Source organism: Micromonospora sp. DT15 (assembly GCF_049841475.1).
Classification (GTDB): Bacteria; Actinomycetota; Actinomycetes; order Mycobacteriales; family Micromonosporaceae; genus Micromonospora.
Genome location: NZ_JBNCKJ010000002.1, coordinates 679,566 through 695,662, shown reverse-complemented (window position 1 = coordinate 695,662; position 16,097 = coordinate 679,566). Strand labels below are relative to the sequence as shown.

The 16,097-nt window shown below is 69.8% G+C and carries 11 protein-coding genes and 1 pseudogene; 7 read left to right on the top strand and 5 right to left on the bottom strand.

Annotated features, from left to right (window positions below; all coding sequences use genetic code 11):
- Positions 1-8: 8 nt before the first annotated feature.
- Together ACLQ3F_RS07375 and ACLQ3F_RS07370 are read left to right on the top strand one after the other, a co-directional pair.
- Positions 9-170 (top strand): annotated as a pseudogene (locus tag ACLQ3F_RS07375) (GNAT family N-acetyltransferase); the annotation flags it as partial.
- Between the two features lie 355 nt (positions 171-525).
- The gene (locus ACLQ3F_RS07370; RefSeq protein ID WP_425847310.1) at positions 526-3,597 is read left to right on the top strand and encodes a S8 family serine peptidase; all 3,072 of its coding nucleotides are present in this window, start codon (positions 526-528) and stop codon (positions 3,595-3,597) included.
- 82 nt (positions 3,598-3,679) lie between these two features.
- Here the strand turns inward: ACLQ3F_RS07370 and ACLQ3F_RS07365 are convergent, their stop codons facing one another.
- Positions 3,680-4,324: an alpha/beta fold hydrolase gene (locus ACLQ3F_RS07365; protein WP_425847308.1), complete on the bottom strand. Its 645-nt coding sequence runs from the start codon at positions 4,322-4,324 to the stop codon at positions 3,680-3,682.
- A 197-nt stretch (positions 4,325-4,521) separates the two neighbouring features.
- Between ACLQ3F_RS07365 and ACLQ3F_RS07360 the strand changes: the two genes are divergently transcribed.
- On the top strand, positions 4,522-4,977 hold the full coding sequence (locus ACLQ3F_RS07360) for a nuclear transport factor 2 family protein (protein WP_425847306.1): 456 nt from the start codon (positions 4,522-4,524) through the stop codon (positions 4,975-4,977).
- Positions 4,978-5,081: 104 nt separating this feature from the next.
- Here ACLQ3F_RS07360 and ACLQ3F_RS07355 read toward each other — a convergent pair whose 3' ends face one another.
- Complete coding sequence (locus ACLQ3F_RS07355) at positions 5,082-8,546, bottom strand: ThuA domain-containing protein (protein WP_425847305.1); 3,465 nt, start codon at positions 8,544-8,546, stop codon at positions 5,082-5,084.
- Between the two features lie 239 nt (positions 8,547-8,785).
- Here ACLQ3F_RS07355 and ACLQ3F_RS07350 point away from each other — a divergent pair, with 239 nt between their 5' ends.
- Entirely contained in the window at positions 8,786-9,625 is an 840-nt protein-coding gene (locus tag ACLQ3F_RS07350; RefSeq protein ID WP_425847303.1) for an SAM-dependent methyltransferase, read from the top strand.
- 109 nt (positions 9,626-9,734) lie between these two features.
- Here ACLQ3F_RS07350 and ACLQ3F_RS07345 read toward each other — a convergent pair whose 3' ends face one another.
- Both ACLQ3F_RS07345 and ACLQ3F_RS07340 read right to left on the bottom strand, forming a co-directional pair.
- Positions 9,735-10,211, bottom strand: coding sequence for a hypothetical protein (locus ACLQ3F_RS07345; RefSeq protein WP_425847302.1), 477 nt, complete (start codon positions 10,209-10,211; stop codon positions 9,735-9,737).
- Between the two features lie 98 nt (positions 10,212-10,309).
- On the bottom strand, positions 10,310-11,437 hold the full coding sequence (locus tag ACLQ3F_RS07340) for an FAD-dependent oxidoreductase (RefSeq protein ID WP_425847300.1): 1,128 nt from the start codon (positions 11,435-11,437) through the stop codon (positions 10,310-10,312).
- Positions 11,438-11,459: 22 nt separating this feature from the next.
- Between ACLQ3F_RS07340 and ACLQ3F_RS07335 the strand changes: the two genes are divergently transcribed.
- Positions 11,460-12,185: a TetR/AcrR family transcriptional regulator gene (locus ACLQ3F_RS07335; protein ID WP_425847298.1), complete on the top strand. Its 726-nt coding sequence runs from the start codon at positions 11,460-11,462 to the stop codon at positions 12,183-12,185.
- Positions 12,186-12,292: 107 nt separating this feature from the next.
- Positions 12,293-13,105: a hypothetical protein gene (locus ACLQ3F_RS07330; RefSeq protein ID WP_425847297.1), complete on the top strand. Its 813-nt coding sequence runs from the start codon at positions 12,293-12,295 to the stop codon at positions 13,103-13,105.
- Positions 13,106-13,138: 33 nt separating this feature from the next.
- On the opposite strand, the gene ACLQ3F_RS07325 is transcribed toward ACLQ3F_RS07330, so the two are convergent.
- The gene (locus ACLQ3F_RS07325; protein WP_425847296.1) at positions 13,139-14,698 is read right to left on the bottom strand and encodes an NAD(P)/FAD-dependent oxidoreductase; all 1,560 of its coding nucleotides are present in this window, start codon (positions 14,696-14,698) and stop codon (positions 13,139-13,141) included.
- 107 nt (positions 14,699-14,805) lie between these two features.
- On the opposite strand from ACLQ3F_RS07325, the gene ACLQ3F_RS07320 reads away from it, so the two are divergent.
- Positions 14,806-16,092, top strand: coding sequence for a hypothetical protein (locus tag ACLQ3F_RS07320; RefSeq protein WP_425847294.1), 1,287 nt, complete (start codon positions 14,806-14,808; stop codon positions 16,090-16,092).
- Positions 16,093-16,097: the final 5 nt, after the last annotated feature.

Below are 16,097 nucleotides of genomic sequence, written 5' to 3'. Positions count from 1 at the left end.
GGTGGAAGACCATCCCACCGGGCGCCCTACTCCAGCTGGCCCTCGGTCACCGCACCCTGCCCGAGGTGCTCGACACCTGGCCCGACTGCCTCCTCCGGGACCGCCGCACGGAAGACTTCCTGACCACGGCCTTTCCCCGGGTGCCGGTCCAGGTCTGGCCCCGCAACTGATCGAGGCTCGGTAGCGGTGGGAAACGGTCGGCCAGCGCCACCACCGAAGCCGGACGGCGGCCGTCAGCGCGTCGTCGGGTGCGGCGACGGCGGCGCCGACGGCCAGTGGCGGGCCGTTGCCCACGCGCCGCGCCGCTGCTCGGGCTGGCCCTGGCCGGGGTGTACGCCCTGCTCCGGCATCGTCCTGAGAAAGTGATCTAGGCGGTGCCGGCAGAACGTGATCTTATACGCACCGGCGATCCGTAACACCGCGCAAACCATCGATTAACCATCGGCGGCTTAGGTGGGGGAGCGCTCCCATGAGCGGGTCGCGATCGATGAACAGCTCCACAAGGGAGCAACCGAAAGGAGCCTCGTGGCTACAGGCACGAGCGGAAACAGGCTGCGAAGACTGGCGATACCTACGCTGGTCGTCGCCCTGATCACCGGTACCACCGGTGTCGCGGGAACGGCGTCGGCGGCACCCTCGGGGTCGCCGGGTAGCGGCAGTGGCGCCGGCTACTTCACCGCCGGGTCCGACAAGTCGGTCACCCTGACCGACGGGGCCGACCGCCGACCCGGCGGCAACCGTGCGGCCACGCCGAAGGCGGCCGTCGACGAGACCGGCCCCGGCATGTACGTCGTCGAGTTGGCCGAGGACCCGTTGACCACGTACACCGGTGGGGTGTCCGGTCTGGCGCGGACCCGCCCGGCGGCGGGCAGCCGGCTGGACGTGACGTCGACGCCGTCGCAGGCGTACCGCCGGCACCTCGACACGCAGCGGGGCGCCGTCGCCGCCGCGGCCGGGGTCACTGTCAACGCCGTCTACACCACCGCGTTCAACGGGTTTTCGGCGAAGCTGACCACCCAGCAGGTGAGCACGTTGCGGGCGGACAAGCGCGTCCGCGCCGTCACCGCCTCGCGGGCCCTCGGCACCCCCTCCGCGCCGCCCACCGCGAGCACGGCGACCGCCGACAACCCGACGCCCGCCACCTCCGGGGGCGCGGACCAGTCGGCGCCGACGGACCGTTCCGGCCGGCCGGCCAAGCCCGGCCCCGGCACCGGCGCGGGCATGGTGATCGGCGTCCTGGACACCGGCATCTGGCCGGAGAGCGCGTCGTTCGCCAAGACGATGCCCGCTCCCGCGAACTGGCGCGGCACCTGCCAGACCGGTGTGGCCTTCGTGGCCGCGCACTGCAACGGCAAGATCGTCGGTGCCCGGTACTTCGCCGACTCGTGGCTCGCCGGCGGTGGCTCGGTGCCCGAGGGCGAGTTCCTGTCCCCCCGCGACGCGTCCGGGCACGGCACCCACACCGCCTCCACGGCCGCCGGCCTGCCGATCTCGAACGTCACGATCGACGGTCGCCGCTACGGCCCCGTCTCCGGGGTGGCGCCGGATGCCCAGATCGCCGTCTACAAGGTGCTCTGGGGTGGCATGGGCTACGACGCCGACATCATCGCCGGAATCGACGCGGCCGTCGCCGACGGCGTGCAGGTGATCAACTTCTCGATCGGCTCGCAGCTCGGCGACTGGGAGGCCAACACCCCCATCGGCGTGGCGTTCCTCAACGCCTCGCTGGCCGGGGTCTTCGTCGCGGCGTCGGCCGGCAACACCGGCATCGTCAGTGGAGCCATCAGCAACGCCGCGCCCTGGGTGACCACTGTCGGCGCGGCGGTGACCAAGCTCGACGAGGCCACCGCCAAGCTGGGCGACGGCACCAAGCTGGTCGGCGGCTCGCTGGACGCCCTGCCCGGCGGAGGCGCACGGCCGCTGGTCTTCGGCGACCAGGCCGGCTCGCCGGATCTGGGCGCGGTCTACTGCGAGCCCGGAAGCCTGGACCCCGCCAAGATCAAGGGCAAGGTCGTCGCCTGCGCGCTGTCCGACATGTTCGGCTCCGCCGCCGAGATCAAGGCCAAGGGCGGGGCGGCGATGGTGGTGTTCGACCCGGTCGGCAACTACCGGATCAACTCCATCTTCAACTTCCCGGTGGTCTACCTGCCGACCGAGAAGCAGGCCGGCACGCTGTTCAACTACCTGATGCGCCACCCCACCGACGCGACAGTGTCGCTGCGCACCGGCGGCGACGGCTCCAGCGTCCCCGGCATCCCGAGCGTGGCCGACTTCTCCTCCACCGGCCCGGACAAGGTGACCCTCGGCGTCTTCAAGCCGGACCTGGTCGCGCCCGGATCGAACATCATCGCCGCGGTCTCACCGGCCGGCAACTTCGGGCGACAGTACGACGCGTACTCCGGCACCTCGATGGCCTCGCCGTACGTGGCCGGGGCAGCGGCGATCCTGCGCGCCACGCACCCGGACTGGTCACCCGGCGCGGTCGCCTCCGCGCTGCGCACCACCGCCACCGACACCGTCGGCACCAGCAGCCCCCTGGAGCAGGGCAGCGGCTTCATCAACCTGCCCCGGGCCACCGACCCGGGACTGGTCATCGAGCCCACTGCGGCCGAACTGATCGAGTTCAGCGAGACGACCGAACCCGACGGGAAGGCACTCAACCTGCCGGCCATCTCGTTGCGTGAGTACGACGGGACCCGCCCGGTGAGCGTCACCCGCACCCTGACCAATGTGGGCAAGGCGCGGGAGACCTACCGTTCGTCGGTGTCCGGTCTGCCCGGCATGAAGGTCACCGTGTCGCCGGCATCGGTGACCCTGGCCCCCGGCAAGTCCGCGACGGTCACCATCACGCTGCGTCGAGGCAGCGCGCCGTGGGACCGGTACGTGACCGGGTCGATCACCTGGCAGGGTAAGGCCCACAGCGCCCGGATTCCGGTCGCTGCCCGTCCGTGGGGCATCGCGGCCCGGCCGTACGCGGACGACGGCGAAGAGTTCGCCCGGATGGCCAACGGCGCCTTCGGCATGGTCCAGCCGGGCTTCACCGGCCCGCTCGTCGGTCGCAGCACCGGTTACACGCCGATGCGGCGCACGTCGTACTCGATGCCGGCCGGCGTCTACGGGGGCGTGTTCGACCCGAGCGCCACCGGTGTGAAGAAGGTCGACTTCACGGTGCCGGCGAACACCGCCGGCATTGTCGTCGAGGCCAACACCGCTGATCCGAACACGAACCTCGATCTCTACCTGTACAAGGGCGACACCCTCGTCTACAGCAGTGACAGGTACTGGACCAGCGCTGAGCAGGCGTACAAGTTCCTGCCCGAGCCGGGGCGCTACACCGCGTACGTGTTCGCACAGTACCCCGGTGCTCCGGTCGTCGACTTCGACCTGAGTCACGCCATCATCGGCCGAAACGCCACGTATTCGGGTGCCACCCTCACGCTGCCCTCCACCTCGGAGCGCGGTCAGGGCTTCAACTTCACGCTGAAGCCGAACAAGCCGCTGGCCGAGGGTGACTTCTGGGCGTACACCGAGTACAGCACCAACGGCACTGTGGTCCCCGGCAACCTCGTCTACACCCAACAGAGTTCCTGGCAGTAACCGTTCAACCAGGCGTGGGGGCGGTGCCGACGTGCACCGCCCCCACCGTCGCTTCCAAAACGGCACGGCCGTGGTCACGCCGTCAGGTCAGCGGGTACGCGGTCAGGCGGTCGGCGAGTTGCTTCGGGTGGCTGAGCGGCACGCAGTGGCCGCCGTCAATCTCGTCCGGAACGACGCCGAGTCGGTCGGCGGCAACCCGGCGCTGGAAGTCCGCCGGGAAGAACCGGTCCTCGCGTGCGAGGAGCACCGTCGTCGGCACGTCTGGCCAGGCGTCCAGGGGCCACGGCTCGTCGCCCTCCGCGCTGACCTGGCCCCGGCTGTGTGATGCTGCCTCCGCGATGATCTCGGCCGGGACGCCGTTGAAGAACTGCTGCTCCTCAGTGAGCCCTTCGGCGCTGCGGTAACCGGTGTTTGCCCACCAGTCACCGGGCCTCTCGCCAGGTCTGGGGACCATCGGTGTGAGCAGGACGAGCAGCCGCACCGGCAGCTTGTCGGCAATGAGCGGCGCGGTGAACGCACCGTACGAGTGCCCGACGACCACGAGGTCGCTCCGGTCGCCGATCGCGTCGACGACAGTCCGGCGGAAGTCGGCGAACCCCGCGGATCTGTCCTCGATCGGCAGTTCCGGAACCACCACGTCGTGGCCCCGGCTCGTCAGCTCGGGGGCAAGGAGATGCCAGTCCCAGGCGCTGCCCCCACCACCGTGGATCAGAACGAAAGTCGCCATGCCTCGTAGCCTCACACACAGGTACGACACGCGCCTCCGTCGGTGCCGATGCAGTGGATGCGGGGCGAGGAGAGCGCTTCGGGACAGTCAGATCGAGGCTGAGATCAGTAGGGTGCCGTCGTTGGGGTACCAGCCACCCAGGAGGTAGCTCTCGGCGTGCCTCAGGTGACATCTACCGATCGCGAAGGAAGCCCGGCATGAGCAGTCCCCGCGAAACGTTCCTCCAACTGGTGAACGGTGTCTGCGACGGTCCGTACGACGACCTGGCCGACCTGTACGCCGAACAGACCCACGTGACGCATCCGTTCCACCCGCTCAACCCGCCGCCGCTGCGGAGCCGCAACGAACTGCACGAGCACTTCACCTCGCCGCCTCCGGTCGCCCGGACGCTGGTCCGTAAGCCAGTCGACGTGACAGTTCACGAAACTGCGGACCCGGAGGTGATTGTCGCCGAGTTCGCCTATCAGGGGCAGGTGGCCGAGACGGGTGAGGCGTTCACGGTGCCCTGCGTCTTCGTGATGCGTATCCGCGACGGGCTCATCATCGAGTCCAGGGATTACATCGACCCCATCGCCAGCGCGCGGGCCTGGGGTCAACTCGACAGCCTCCTGACCGCACTGCGTCCGCAAGAAGCACCCCCATCGAGGGCGTAACCGGCGATCAGCCCTGGAATCGGCCGGCCGATGACCGGCACGGCGAGCGAGGCCTGCTTGGTGGCACCGGCGGGCGGGACGCTCCCGCCCGCCGGCTACCGGGGTCAGCTGACCGTGATGGTCAGGTTGAGCGAGCGGGTCTCCCCGCTGGTGTAGGTGACCGTCACCCGGGCGGTGAAGGTCCCCTTGCGGGGGTAGCTGTGCGCCGTCGACCGTAGTGTCGCTCCGTGCGTGATGGCGCTGTTGTCGCCGAAGTCCCACGCGTAGTCGGTGATGCTCTGCCCGGACGGCGCCGTCGCCGTGGCGGTGAGCGTGGTGGTCAGCGGCGCGGCGCCGCCGGTCGGGCTGGCGCCCAGCGACAGCGTCCCGCCCGGTTCCTGTTTGACCCCGGCGCCGTTGAACCGCAGCCAGTCCAGGGCCATCAGGTCCGGGGTGCCACCGACCTGGGCGGCGTTGACGAACTTCGCGTACAGGGTGGTCGTGCCGGTGGGCTTGTTGGTCAGCGTGACGGTGGGGGAGACCAGGTTGTCCCACCCGCCGGTGGAGCCGATGGTGGCCGTGCCGATCAGCGTGCCGGTGGGCGAGCCGGTGCGCAGTTCGATGGTGCCGCCGAGCCCGCCGTTGGTCACCCCGAGCGTCACCGAGCCGACGTTGCGCAGGTCCGCGGGCCCGAACGCCACCCAGTCGTTGTGGTCGACCTCGCCGAGTCGCTTGCCGGCGCGGGCGGTGGCCCGGTCGTTGACAGTGACGCCGGACTGGGCGCTGAAGTGCTCGGCCTCCTTGCTCTTGGGCTGCAACTGCACGCGGGTCGAGCCGGTCAGGGCCGGTACGCCGCCGGTCGCCCCGCCGTCGGTGTACTGCGCGGTGATCAGGGTGTAGAGGTTCTGCCCGGGCCCGTGGCCGTCACCGGCGTCCGCCTCGGTGGCGAGCAGCCCGGAGCAGCCGGTGTAGACGTCCAGCGGGTGGGCGTGCGAGTCGTGGCCGAGCTGCGTCTGCACCGTCACCTTGGCGCAGTCGATGGTGGTCTCCTCCGGGTCGGTGACCGTCACCGTGTACGGGATCTTGTCACCGAAGTCGAAGAACCCGCCGTCGGGCACGGTGATGGTCACCGTCGGCCGGGTGTTGCCGACCACCACGTCGGTGACCGCGGTGGCGGTCAACCCGTTGCCGCTGTTGCGCACGGTCAGCCGGGCGGTGTGCTTTCCGGCCGTCGAGTAGGTGTGGCTCGGGTTGGCGGCGGTGGAGTCGGTGCTGCCGTCGTTGGTGAAGTCCCAGGCGTAGCTGAGCGCCGTGCCGTCACCCGCTGTCGTGCCGGCCGAGGAGAAGCTGACAGCGAGCGGTGTACGTCCGCTGTCCGGGCTGGCGGCGATCTTCGCGGTCGGTGGCCGCCCGTTGGCGACGTAGTCGATCCGGTAGATGCCCGCGCCGGCGTTGCTGCCGCCGCGACCGCTGCCGGTGCCCTCGCCGAAGTCGATGACGTAGAGCGAACCGTCCGGGCCGAACTCCGCCTCGAAGGGCTGGATCCAGCTCATGTTGTCGAAGATCCCGTTGATCGACTGGAGGTCGCCAACGGCGGTCGGGCCGAAGCGCGCGTTGCTGAAGGTCTGCGCCGTCTTGTGGATCGACAGCGTCTTGAACCACCTGCGGGTCAGCTCATAGGTGATCCACTTGCCCTCGAAGTACTCGGGGAACTTCGTGGTGCGGGTGTTGGTCGGGTCGTAGTCGTAGACCGGGCCGCTCATCGGCCCGCCACCACCGGTGCCCAGCTCGGGGAACTGGGTGGAGGCGGAGTACGCGTACCAGACCAGCGCGGACTTCGCCGCCGGCAGGGTGGTCAGCCCGGTGTTGTTGGGTGAGTTGTTCACGGGTGCGGCGCAGTTGAACTTCGCCCCCGAGGTGTTGGTGGCGAAGTTGTAGTCGTTGAACGGGATGTTGTTGCCCACGCAGTACGGCCAACCGAAGTTGCCGGCGCTGGTGATCCGGTTGAACTCGACAGTCCCCTCCGGACCGCGGTTGGGGTCGGCGGCGCGGGCGTCCGGACCGTAGTCGGCCACCAGCACCGCGTTGGTCTGCGGCTCGACGGTGATCCGGAACGGGTTGCGCATGCCCATCGCGTAGATCTCCGGCCGGGTCCTCGCGGTGCCGGCCGGGAAGAGGTTGCCGCTGGGCACTGTGTACGTACCGTCGGATTGTGGGGTGATCCGCAGGATCTTGCCGCGTAGGTCGTTGGTGTTGCCGGCCGTGCCCTGGGCGTCCCAGGCGGCGCGGCCGGAGCGTTCGTCGACCGGGGTGTAGCCGCTGGAGGCGAAGGGGTCGGTGTTGTCACCGATCGCCGCGTAGAGCCGTCCCGCCGTGTCCATGGCCAGCGACCCGCCCATGTGCGAGTTGGCCCGGCCCTCTCCCCGATAGGTGGGGACGGTCAGCAGACGTTTCTCCGAGGAGAGAGCGACGCTGTTGTTGGCGACAGTGAACCGGGACAGGTTGAGCTGTTTGAGGGTCTTGTCCGACCAGAGCAGGTAGATCCAGCCGTTGCTGGCGAAGTTGCGGTCCAGGGTCATCCCGAGCAGCCCGTCGGACTGGTCGGTCATCGCCGAGGTGTACGCGAAGTCCAGCAACGTGGTGACCTGCAGGGTGTCGGAGTTGACCACCTTCAGCGCGCCGGTGCGTTGGATGTAGTAGACCTTCCGGTCCGGGCCGACGGCCAGCTCGAACGGGTCGGCCAGGTTCTCGGTGACCAGCCCCACCCGTTCGAAGTTGCTGGTCTTGGTGGCCGAGCAGTCACCGGCGACCGCGCCGGCCGCCCACTCGATGCCGTAGCGCAGGTGCTCCAGGAAGGTCGCGCTGCTGAACTGCGAGCTGGCGTGCCCACCGGCGGTGAACCAGGACCGGCCGCCGTCGTAGGGCTGACACCAGGAGTACGCGTGGTCGACGCCCTCGTCCAAGCCGTTGATCCCGTCGCGCACCTTGATCTGGGCGAGGGTGTGCACGTTGCCGGTCGGGTTGGTTCGCCAGTTGTACCACTCCTCGCTCTGCTCCCAGAGCTCCGGCAGGTTGCGCGTGGAGGGGTGTGCCCGGTCGAGCACCTTGACCCGGCCGGGGAAGGTGCCGCCGGTGGACGAGAAGTCGGGGTGGTAGTCGAAGATCGTGCCGACCAGGCCCTCGTACCACTGCCAGTCGCGTTCGCTGGCGGAGGCGGCGTGCAGGCCGGCCCAACCACCGCCGTTGCGGATGAACGTCTGCAACGCGGCCCGCTGGCTGGCGTTGAGCAGGTCGCCCGAGGTCGGGAGGCTGTTGGTGTTGTTGAACACGAGAGCGTCGAAGGTGGCGAGGTTGGCGTCGGTGAAGGCCGCCGCGTCGGTGGTGGCGACGACCTCGAAGTTGTGGGCGGCGCCGAGCTGTTGGATCGCGGCGATGCCGGCCGGGATCGAGTCGTGGTAGAAGTTGGTGATCTTGGAGAAGACCAGCACCCGGAAGCGCGGGGCGGCCTCGGCGGGCAGGGCGGTGGTGGTGCTCACCACTGTGGCGACGGCGAGCAGGATCAGGCAGAACGCACGGAGGTGTCGGGGCATGGGGGCGCTCCCTGTCGGACGGTGAGGGGTCGGAAAGCGCTTTCTCGCTGCCCGCATCACGGTACTGACAGCCAGTGACGACCGTCAATAGCCCTCTGGTAAGCGGTTTCCCGCCCCTGCGGCGTCCGCGCGCCGGGGGCCCCGCAGGCTCATGGGTACGGCTTAGGATGTCCCTCTGGACACGTCCGGTGACGCCATGGATGCGGTGTGTCCCGTCGACCTGGGGAGGTCTCGTGACGGTGTCGTCCACATCGGAATTGCCCGAGGGCCGGGGTGCTGACCGGATCGACACCACGACCGTGCATCCGGCTCGCCGCTACAACTACTGGCTCGGTGGCAAGGACAACTTCGCCGTCGACCGGGAGTCCGGCGACCAGATCGCGGCCGTCTACCCAGGGGTCCGCACGCTCGCCCGGGAGAACCGGGCCTTCCTCGGCCGGGCGGTCCGGTTCCTCGCCGAGGAGGTCGGCGTCCGGCAGTTCCTCGACGTCGGCACCGGCATCCCGAGCGCTGACAACACCCATGAGGTGGCCCAGTCCGTCGCCCCCGACTCCCGGGTGGTCTACGTCGACAACGACCCGATGGTGCTGGTCCACGCCCGAGCGCTGCTGACCAGCGGCCCGGCCGGAGCCACCGCCTACCTGGACGCCGACCTGCGCGACCCGGACAAGATCCTCGCCGACCCGCAGCTGCGCACCACACTGGACCTGTCCCAGCCGGTGGGCCTGGTGCTGATCGCCGTGACGCACTTCCTGACCGACGACGACCGCCCACACGAGCACGTCGCCCGGCTGCTCGACGCGCTGCCGTCAGGCAGTTGGCTCGCGTTGACCCACTTCACCACCGACCACATCCCCACCGAGATCGTCGAGCGGATGTACGCCGAGTTCGCCTCCGGCCGGATGAAGCAGGACGCCGTACCCCGCGACCGCGCCGAGTTCGCCCGCTTCTTCACCGGTCTGGAGCTGGCCGAGCCCGGCATCGTGCCGGTCGCAGAGTGGCGGCCGCAGGTGCCACCGGAGCGGCGTCCGCCCCTTGCCGACGCCTCCATCTACGGCGCGGTGGCCCGCAAGCCCTGACCGAGCATCCATGGGCTGCCCCCAGGACGGATCCTCCTTCTCGTACGTGGTTGCGGCCTTCCCGTCCGCCGGACGGTGTGCCTCGTCGCGGCCGGCGGCCCTTCCTGGGTCAGGCGAATGGCTTCACGTCGAAGCTGATGCCGCCCCGTTCGGCCATCCGGAGCACCCGATTGCCGTAGCGCGGGGGTTGGCGCAGGTGAAGGGTGTACCCCGATGCCTGGAACCTCAGGTCCAGGTCGCGTCCCTCCAGACGCCAGCAGGGCTCCCCTGGCTGTGAGGGAGCCTCCGGGCGCAGGTCTTTCAACTCGAACGGCAGACAGACGGAGTGCAGGCTGCCGACGATGTCCCAGACGTTGTGGAAGATCAACGTGGCCGGTGCGACCCAGAAGTGAATCTGCCGCATCGGCCCCGGATCGACCCGGCGTACGACGTAGTCCAGGTCGAGATGCAGCTTCAGTGCCGACGGTGCGGTGGGGTCGAGGTCGTCGTCCTCCCGATAGTCCACAGTTGGATCGTCAGGCGGACCCTCGTCGTCGGTGACGGCGAGCGCGTGAATTCGGCAGTGGTCCCACGATGTCTCCGCCATGTCCTGATCCGTCAAGGTGGCCTTGCGGAGACCGGACTCAGGGTGCACATCCGTCGTCATAGAACGATTATTGCGAGCCGCGGCGACAGCGCCAGATGTCAATTTTCGCGTGCCGGCTCTGCCGGTCGGGTGAAGAAACGAACGATGTCTTCCGCCGCGGTGGGGGACAGCATCATCGCCTGGACTCGCGTCGACATGTCGGCGATCGGGCGAATCCTGCTGAACATCGACTCTTCGTACGTACGAATCGCCGCATTCGGGTCGGCGGGGTTGGCGGCGAGCTGGCCGGCGAGTTCTGCGGCGTCGAGCATTGCCTGGTTGGCGCCCTCGCCCACCGGTGGCATGAGGTGCGCGGCGTCACCGATGAGGGTGACGTTCGGCCGGCTGGCCCAGCGCGTACCGATGGGCATCGCCTCGATCAGGCGTGGCGTCGGCGCGCTGTCGGCCGCCGCGATGAGTGCGGTGAGGCGGGGGCTCCAGCCAGCGAACAGGTCCAGCAGGGACTGCTTGCTGCGGTACGTGTCAAGGGGCCGGTCCTCCGCGCGCAGCGAGATCCCGACCTGGAGGCTGCCGTCGCCGAGACGTTGCGCTGCCAGGATCTGGTTCACGCCGATACACCACAGGTTCCCGGGGCCGACCAGCTCGGCGAGATCGGGATGCCGTCGGTCGACGTCTGCGACGCTCAGCTGCACGAGAGTTGCCACGTAGGACAGTTCGACGTCGGTCAGCAGTGACCGGACGACCGAGCGCGCGCCGTCCGCGCCGATGAGGATGTCGCAGCTGGCTCGTCGACCGTCGTGGAACGTCAGGTCCCAGCCCTCGGCGGGTCGTGGGGTCGCCGCGACGAGCCGGTGCCGCCAGGCAACCGTGCCGTCGGGGAGGGAGTCGAGCAGGAGATCACGTAGTGCGCGGCGGTCGATCTCGGGACGTCCGGAGAATGAGCCAGGTTGTGGCTCGTGGTGCACCAGGGTGCGTCCGGTCGGGTCGAGGATGCGATGTTCCTCGCCCTCGGGCCGCGCCTCCGACCGGAACCGGCCGGCCAGACCCGCCTCGGCCAGGGCCAGTTGCCCGGACTCCGGGTGTAGATCGAGGGCGCCGCCCTGGGGTCGCGCGGATCGGCTTGCTTCCCGGTCGTACACCATCGCGTCGATGCCGTGTCGGTGCAGGATCCGAGCCAGCGTCAACCCGCCGAGTCCGCCACCGGCGATCGCAATTCGCGTTCTCACGGCACTACCGTACACTGTATTGGTGGATACACCGTACGGTAGCGAGCCGCTGCCCGTCTGGGAGCGGCCCGAACCTCAACCGCGGGCGGTGCCGGTGCCGTTGAGCCGCCAGAAGATCGCCGCTACGGCGATCGGGCTTGCCGACGTGCACGGCCTCGACGGGCTGTCACTACGCAAGATCGCCAAAGAGCTCGGTGTCGGTCCGATGCGGCTCTACGACTATGTGATCAACAAGTCGGAGCTACTCGATCTCATGGTCGACGTCGTCTACGCCCGGATCGCCGAGGTGGGCCGGCAATCGGGGTGGCGCGACACGGTGCTGGCCATCGCCCACGCGACCCGCGCCGCGGCCCTTGACCACGAGTGGTTCTCCGACGTGCTCGGCGGACGGCCACACCTGGGACCACACGCGCTCGCCGTGGGCGAAGCGACCGCCTCCGCGCTCAGTGCGGCCCCCGCCGTGCGTGACATCGACGATCTCCAGCGGGCCGTGGGCGCCCTCAACGCCTTCATCGTCGGATCGGTCCGCAGAGAGGTCACCGAACGCCGCACCGCACGTTCCACCGGCACCGATGAGGCTGCCTTCCAGGCCAGCCTCGGCCCCTACCTCACGCGAATGTTGAAAACCGGCAGGTACCCCACAGTGGCCCGGCTCGTCATCGACGGCGCTCACCTCAACGCCGAGGAGACCTTCAACCACAACCTCACCACCATCCTGGACGGCATCACCCGCCAACGCTCGACGTGATCCGTCGCGCTGCGGCCAGCGGCTAGCCGCCGCACCGTGTCTCCACCAACCCGACCCGCCCGACTGCCACCCCGCACGGCGACGCGGTCCGGACAGGAGCCCCACGAGTGGACGTCAGCCTGGCCACGAGCGCCGGCAGCACCGATCGACCGAACGAGGACTTCGTCGGTGCGGTTCCCGGCGCTGTCGTCCTGCTCGACGGCGCCGGCATTCCAGGCGCCGAGTCGCTGTGCTCCCACGGCGTCGCCTGGTACACGCACCGCCTCGGCGGCGCGCTGCTCGGCCACCTGTCGCGCGGCGACGAACCAGATCTCGCCGCGATCCTCGCCACCGCCATCGGTGCGATCGCCGCCGAGCACGGCGACACCTGCGACATCGCGGACCCCAGCAGCCCGCAGGCCACCGTCGCCATGGTCCGCGCCGGCCAGGGCCGCTTGGACTGGCTCCTGCTCGCGGACTCCTTCCTCGTCCTCGACCAGGTCGACGCCGGCCCGCTGGTGATCACTGATGAGCGTGAGATGACTGCCCGGCGGGAATGCGCGACGCCGCTGGCCGGCATTGACCAGGACACCCCGGAGTACGACCAGGTGCGAGCCTTGTGCGTCACCGCGTTGCGTGCCCGCCGGAACCAGCCGGGCGGCTACTGGATCGCCAAGGATGACCCGCGCGCGGCGCGGGAAGCGGTGACCGGCAGTCGGTCCCTCGCCGACCTGAACGGTGTCGCGTTGCTCAGCAACGGTGCCAGCCGCATCGTCAACCCGTACGGTCGGACCGACTGGCCGGGCGTGCTGGACCTGCTCCGGGTCAGCGGACCGGCCGGCGTCATCGCCTCCGTCCGGCAGACCGAGGCGCAGACCACCGGTGGCGTGGATGCGCACAGCCCGGACGACGCCACAGTGGCACACTGCACGCATCTGTAGCGTTGAGCACCTGCCCGTGTCGCGAGGGCGTGCTCAGCTTCCCGCGTGAGACGGGGGAGCGGCGACAGCGGCTCGGTCGTCCGACCCCGCCGGCATGGTGACCGGCGCCGCGATGATCCGGCTGGGCACCACCGGCGCGTCCCGGCCGGTGCCCCGCCGGCCGTCGCCGCCGCAGGACTCCTCGTGGTAGTCCTGCTCCACGTTCACCGACCAGACGTCGTGCGTACTGCCGGTGGCGATGTTCTCGGCGGTGAGCATCGCGGTCAGCATCGAGTGGTCCTGGTTGTTGTAGCGGTGCATGCCGTTGCGGCCCACCGGGTGCACGTTCGGCACCGCCTCGGTCAGCCAGGCCCTGATCACGTCCACGTTGTGCTGGTAGCGCTCGTCGTACACCGGGTAGGCCTTGGGCATGCGCACGACGTAGCCGGCCTCCACTACGCCGGGTCGGACCAACCCCAACCGCTCCAGCTCCGCGGTGGCGAGGGCCACCAGGTCGGGATCCGGGGTACGCCACATCTCGTCGTCCTCGAACACGAAGTACTCCAGGCCGAGGCAGGTGCGGCCGTCCTTGACGAGGTACGGCGACCAGGAGCCGAAGTTCTGGATCCGACCGACCCGCACCCCCGGGTCGTGCACGTAGATCCAGTTGTCAGCGAACGAGAACTCCGCCGGCACGACAAGGGCGACCGTCAGGAAGTCGCGGTAGCGCAGGTCGGCCGCGCAGGCCAGCACCTCCGGCGGCGCCGGAGGGTGCAGCACGGCCACCAGCTCCGAGATCGGCATGGACGAGATCACGTGGTCGGCAGCTTCGGTACGCTGCCCGCCCGCGCCGTTGACCGTCACGCTGATCGCCCGTCGACGGGCCGGGTCGCGGTGCACGGCGGTGACCCAACTGCCCGTCCACACGTGCCCGCCCCGCTGGCGGACCTGCTCGGCGCAGCGCTCCCACATCATTCCGGGCCCATACTTCGGGTACTGGAACTCCTCGATCAGGCTGGTCACGTCCGTGCGCCGACGTCGGGGCAGCAGCGCGTTGCGGATCGCGGTGGCCAGCGACAGGTTCTTGATCCGCTGTGCCGCCCAGTCGGCCTGCAACCGGTCCGCCGGCATGCCCCAGACCTTTTCGGTGTACGTCTTGAAGAAGATCGAGTACAGCCGCCAGCCGAACCGGGCCGACACCCAGCCCTCGAAGTGCGACTGGTCCCGTGGTGGCCGCAGTCGGGCGCGGGCGTACGAGCCGAGGCAGCGGACGGCCTCGGGCAGACCCAGGTTGCGCAGCGCGTTCACGGCGCTGAGGGGGTAGTTGAACAGGGCGCCCCGGTAGAAGATGCGGCTCATCCGGGGCCGGGTCAGGAAGTCCTCGTCCGGCAGGATCTCGTGCCAGAACGCCTCCACCCGCGGCACCTTGGTGAAGAACCGGTGCCCGCCGATGTCGAACCGCCACCCGTCGCGCTCCACGGTCCGACTGATCCCGCCGACCACCTCGTCGGCCTCGAACACCTGAACCGACCGGCCGTGCCGGAGCAGCTCGTACGCCGCGGTGAGCCCGGCCGGCCCCGCGCCGATGACCACCGTGCCGTTCTGCTCGCTCATGCTGACGCGCTCCCTGTTCACCGCCATGGTTGAGGCGCGGCGTCCACCCGTTACGCGCAGAATGTCACACTTAGTGCTAGCCGGTCCTCGCTTCGGCGGGGCGCGCGGTGGCGTACCACGAGAAGAGCGACCTCCCCGCGCGCCGGGGGAGCGGGGAAGCGGGGCGGATGGACCGGTGGCGCAGCGGCGCGGCGACGCTGGCCGCGCGGGCGGTCGCGGTCGGCCGAGGCGGAGCGCGCCTGGCCCGCCGGGTGCCGGCGCCCTGGCCGTACGTCATCGGCCTGTTCCTCGGCGCGAAGCTGCTGCTCACAGTGCTCGGGCTCATGGTCCTGCACGCCTGGGACGGCGTCCCCGGTGCGCCGCCGCCGGACGAGGCGTTGATGTGGGCGCAGCAGCGGGAGATCTCCGGGCACCGGTGGATCTCCTTCTGGTTCGCCTGGGACTCGCTGCTCTACCTGCGGCTGAGCACCCTGCCGCTGACCGGGCCGTGGCGAGATTTCGGCTTTCCGCTGCTGTACCCGTTCCTGGCCCGGCCCCTCGGCGCGGTGCTCGGCGGCGACAACGCGTTGGCACTGCTGGTGATCAGCAACGTCGCGTTCCTGCTGGCGCTCTGGTACGGCCACCGGCTGGCGGAGCTGCTGCTCGGCGACGCGTACGCGGCCCGCCGGTTCATCCGGTACCTGGTGCTGCTGCCGACCGCCTTCCTGTTCCAGGCCGCGCTGACCGAGTCGCTCTTCGTCTGCCTCGCATTGGCCACCTTCTTCTACGCCGAGCGACGCCGGTGGCTGCTGGTCGGCGTGATCGGCTACTTCCTGGCGATGAGCCGTTCCGTCGGCCTGCTCGTGGCGCTGCCGCTGCCCCTGGTGCTGCTCCGGCAGCACGACTGGCGGCTCGGGCCGCGCGCCCTGCTCGGCTACCTCCGGATCGGCTGGCCGTTGCTGCTGTTACCCGCCGGGTGGTTCACCTTCATGGCGTACTGCCGGTGGCGGGGCGGGGACTGGCTCGCCTACCAGCACGCCCAGGCGACCGGATGGGGAATCGAGGTGCAGAACCCCGTCCCGGTGCTGCTCGACGGGTTGACCGGGGAGCCGCGCGACGCCGCTCGGGTGTGGTTCGCCGTGGCCGTCCTCGCGGTGCTGGTCGTCGGTTTCCGCCGCCGGGAGCTGGCCTACCTGGTGTACGGCGTCCTCATGGTGCTGGTGCCGCTGTCGATGGGCCCGCCGGTGTACAAGAGCCTGCTGCGCTATCTGCTCGCCGCCTTCCCGGTGGCGCTGGTGCTGGCCCGCTGGGCCCGCCGTACCAGCGTGGACGTGTGGCTGACCGCGACGCTCGCGGTGGTGCAGGGCGTGCTGTTCGTGCTGTGGCTCAGCTACTGGACCCACATGATCATTTGATTGGG

Excerpts from the sequence above, each read along its gene's own strand:
- ACLQ3F_RS07365 (WP_425847308.1), bottom strand. The coding sequence starts at position 4,324 with ATGGCGACTTTCGTTCTGATCCACGGTGGTGGGGGCAGCGCCTGGGAC.
- ACLQ3F_RS07360 (WP_425847306.1), top strand. The coding sequence starts at position 4,522 with ATGAGCAGTCCCCGCGAAACGTTCCTCCAACTGGTGAACGGTGTCTGC.
- ACLQ3F_RS07355 (WP_425847305.1), bottom strand. The coding sequence starts at position 8,546 with ATGCCCCGACACCTCCGTGCGTTCTGCCTGATCCTGCTCGCCGTCGCC.
- ACLQ3F_RS07345 (WP_425847302.1), bottom strand. The coding sequence starts at position 10,211 with ATGGCGGAGACATCGTGGGACCACTGCCGAATTCACGCGCTCGCCGTC.
- ACLQ3F_RS07325 (WP_425847296.1), bottom strand. The coding sequence starts at position 14,698 with ATGAGCGAGCAGAACGGCACGGTGGTCATCGGCGCGGGGCCGGCCGGG.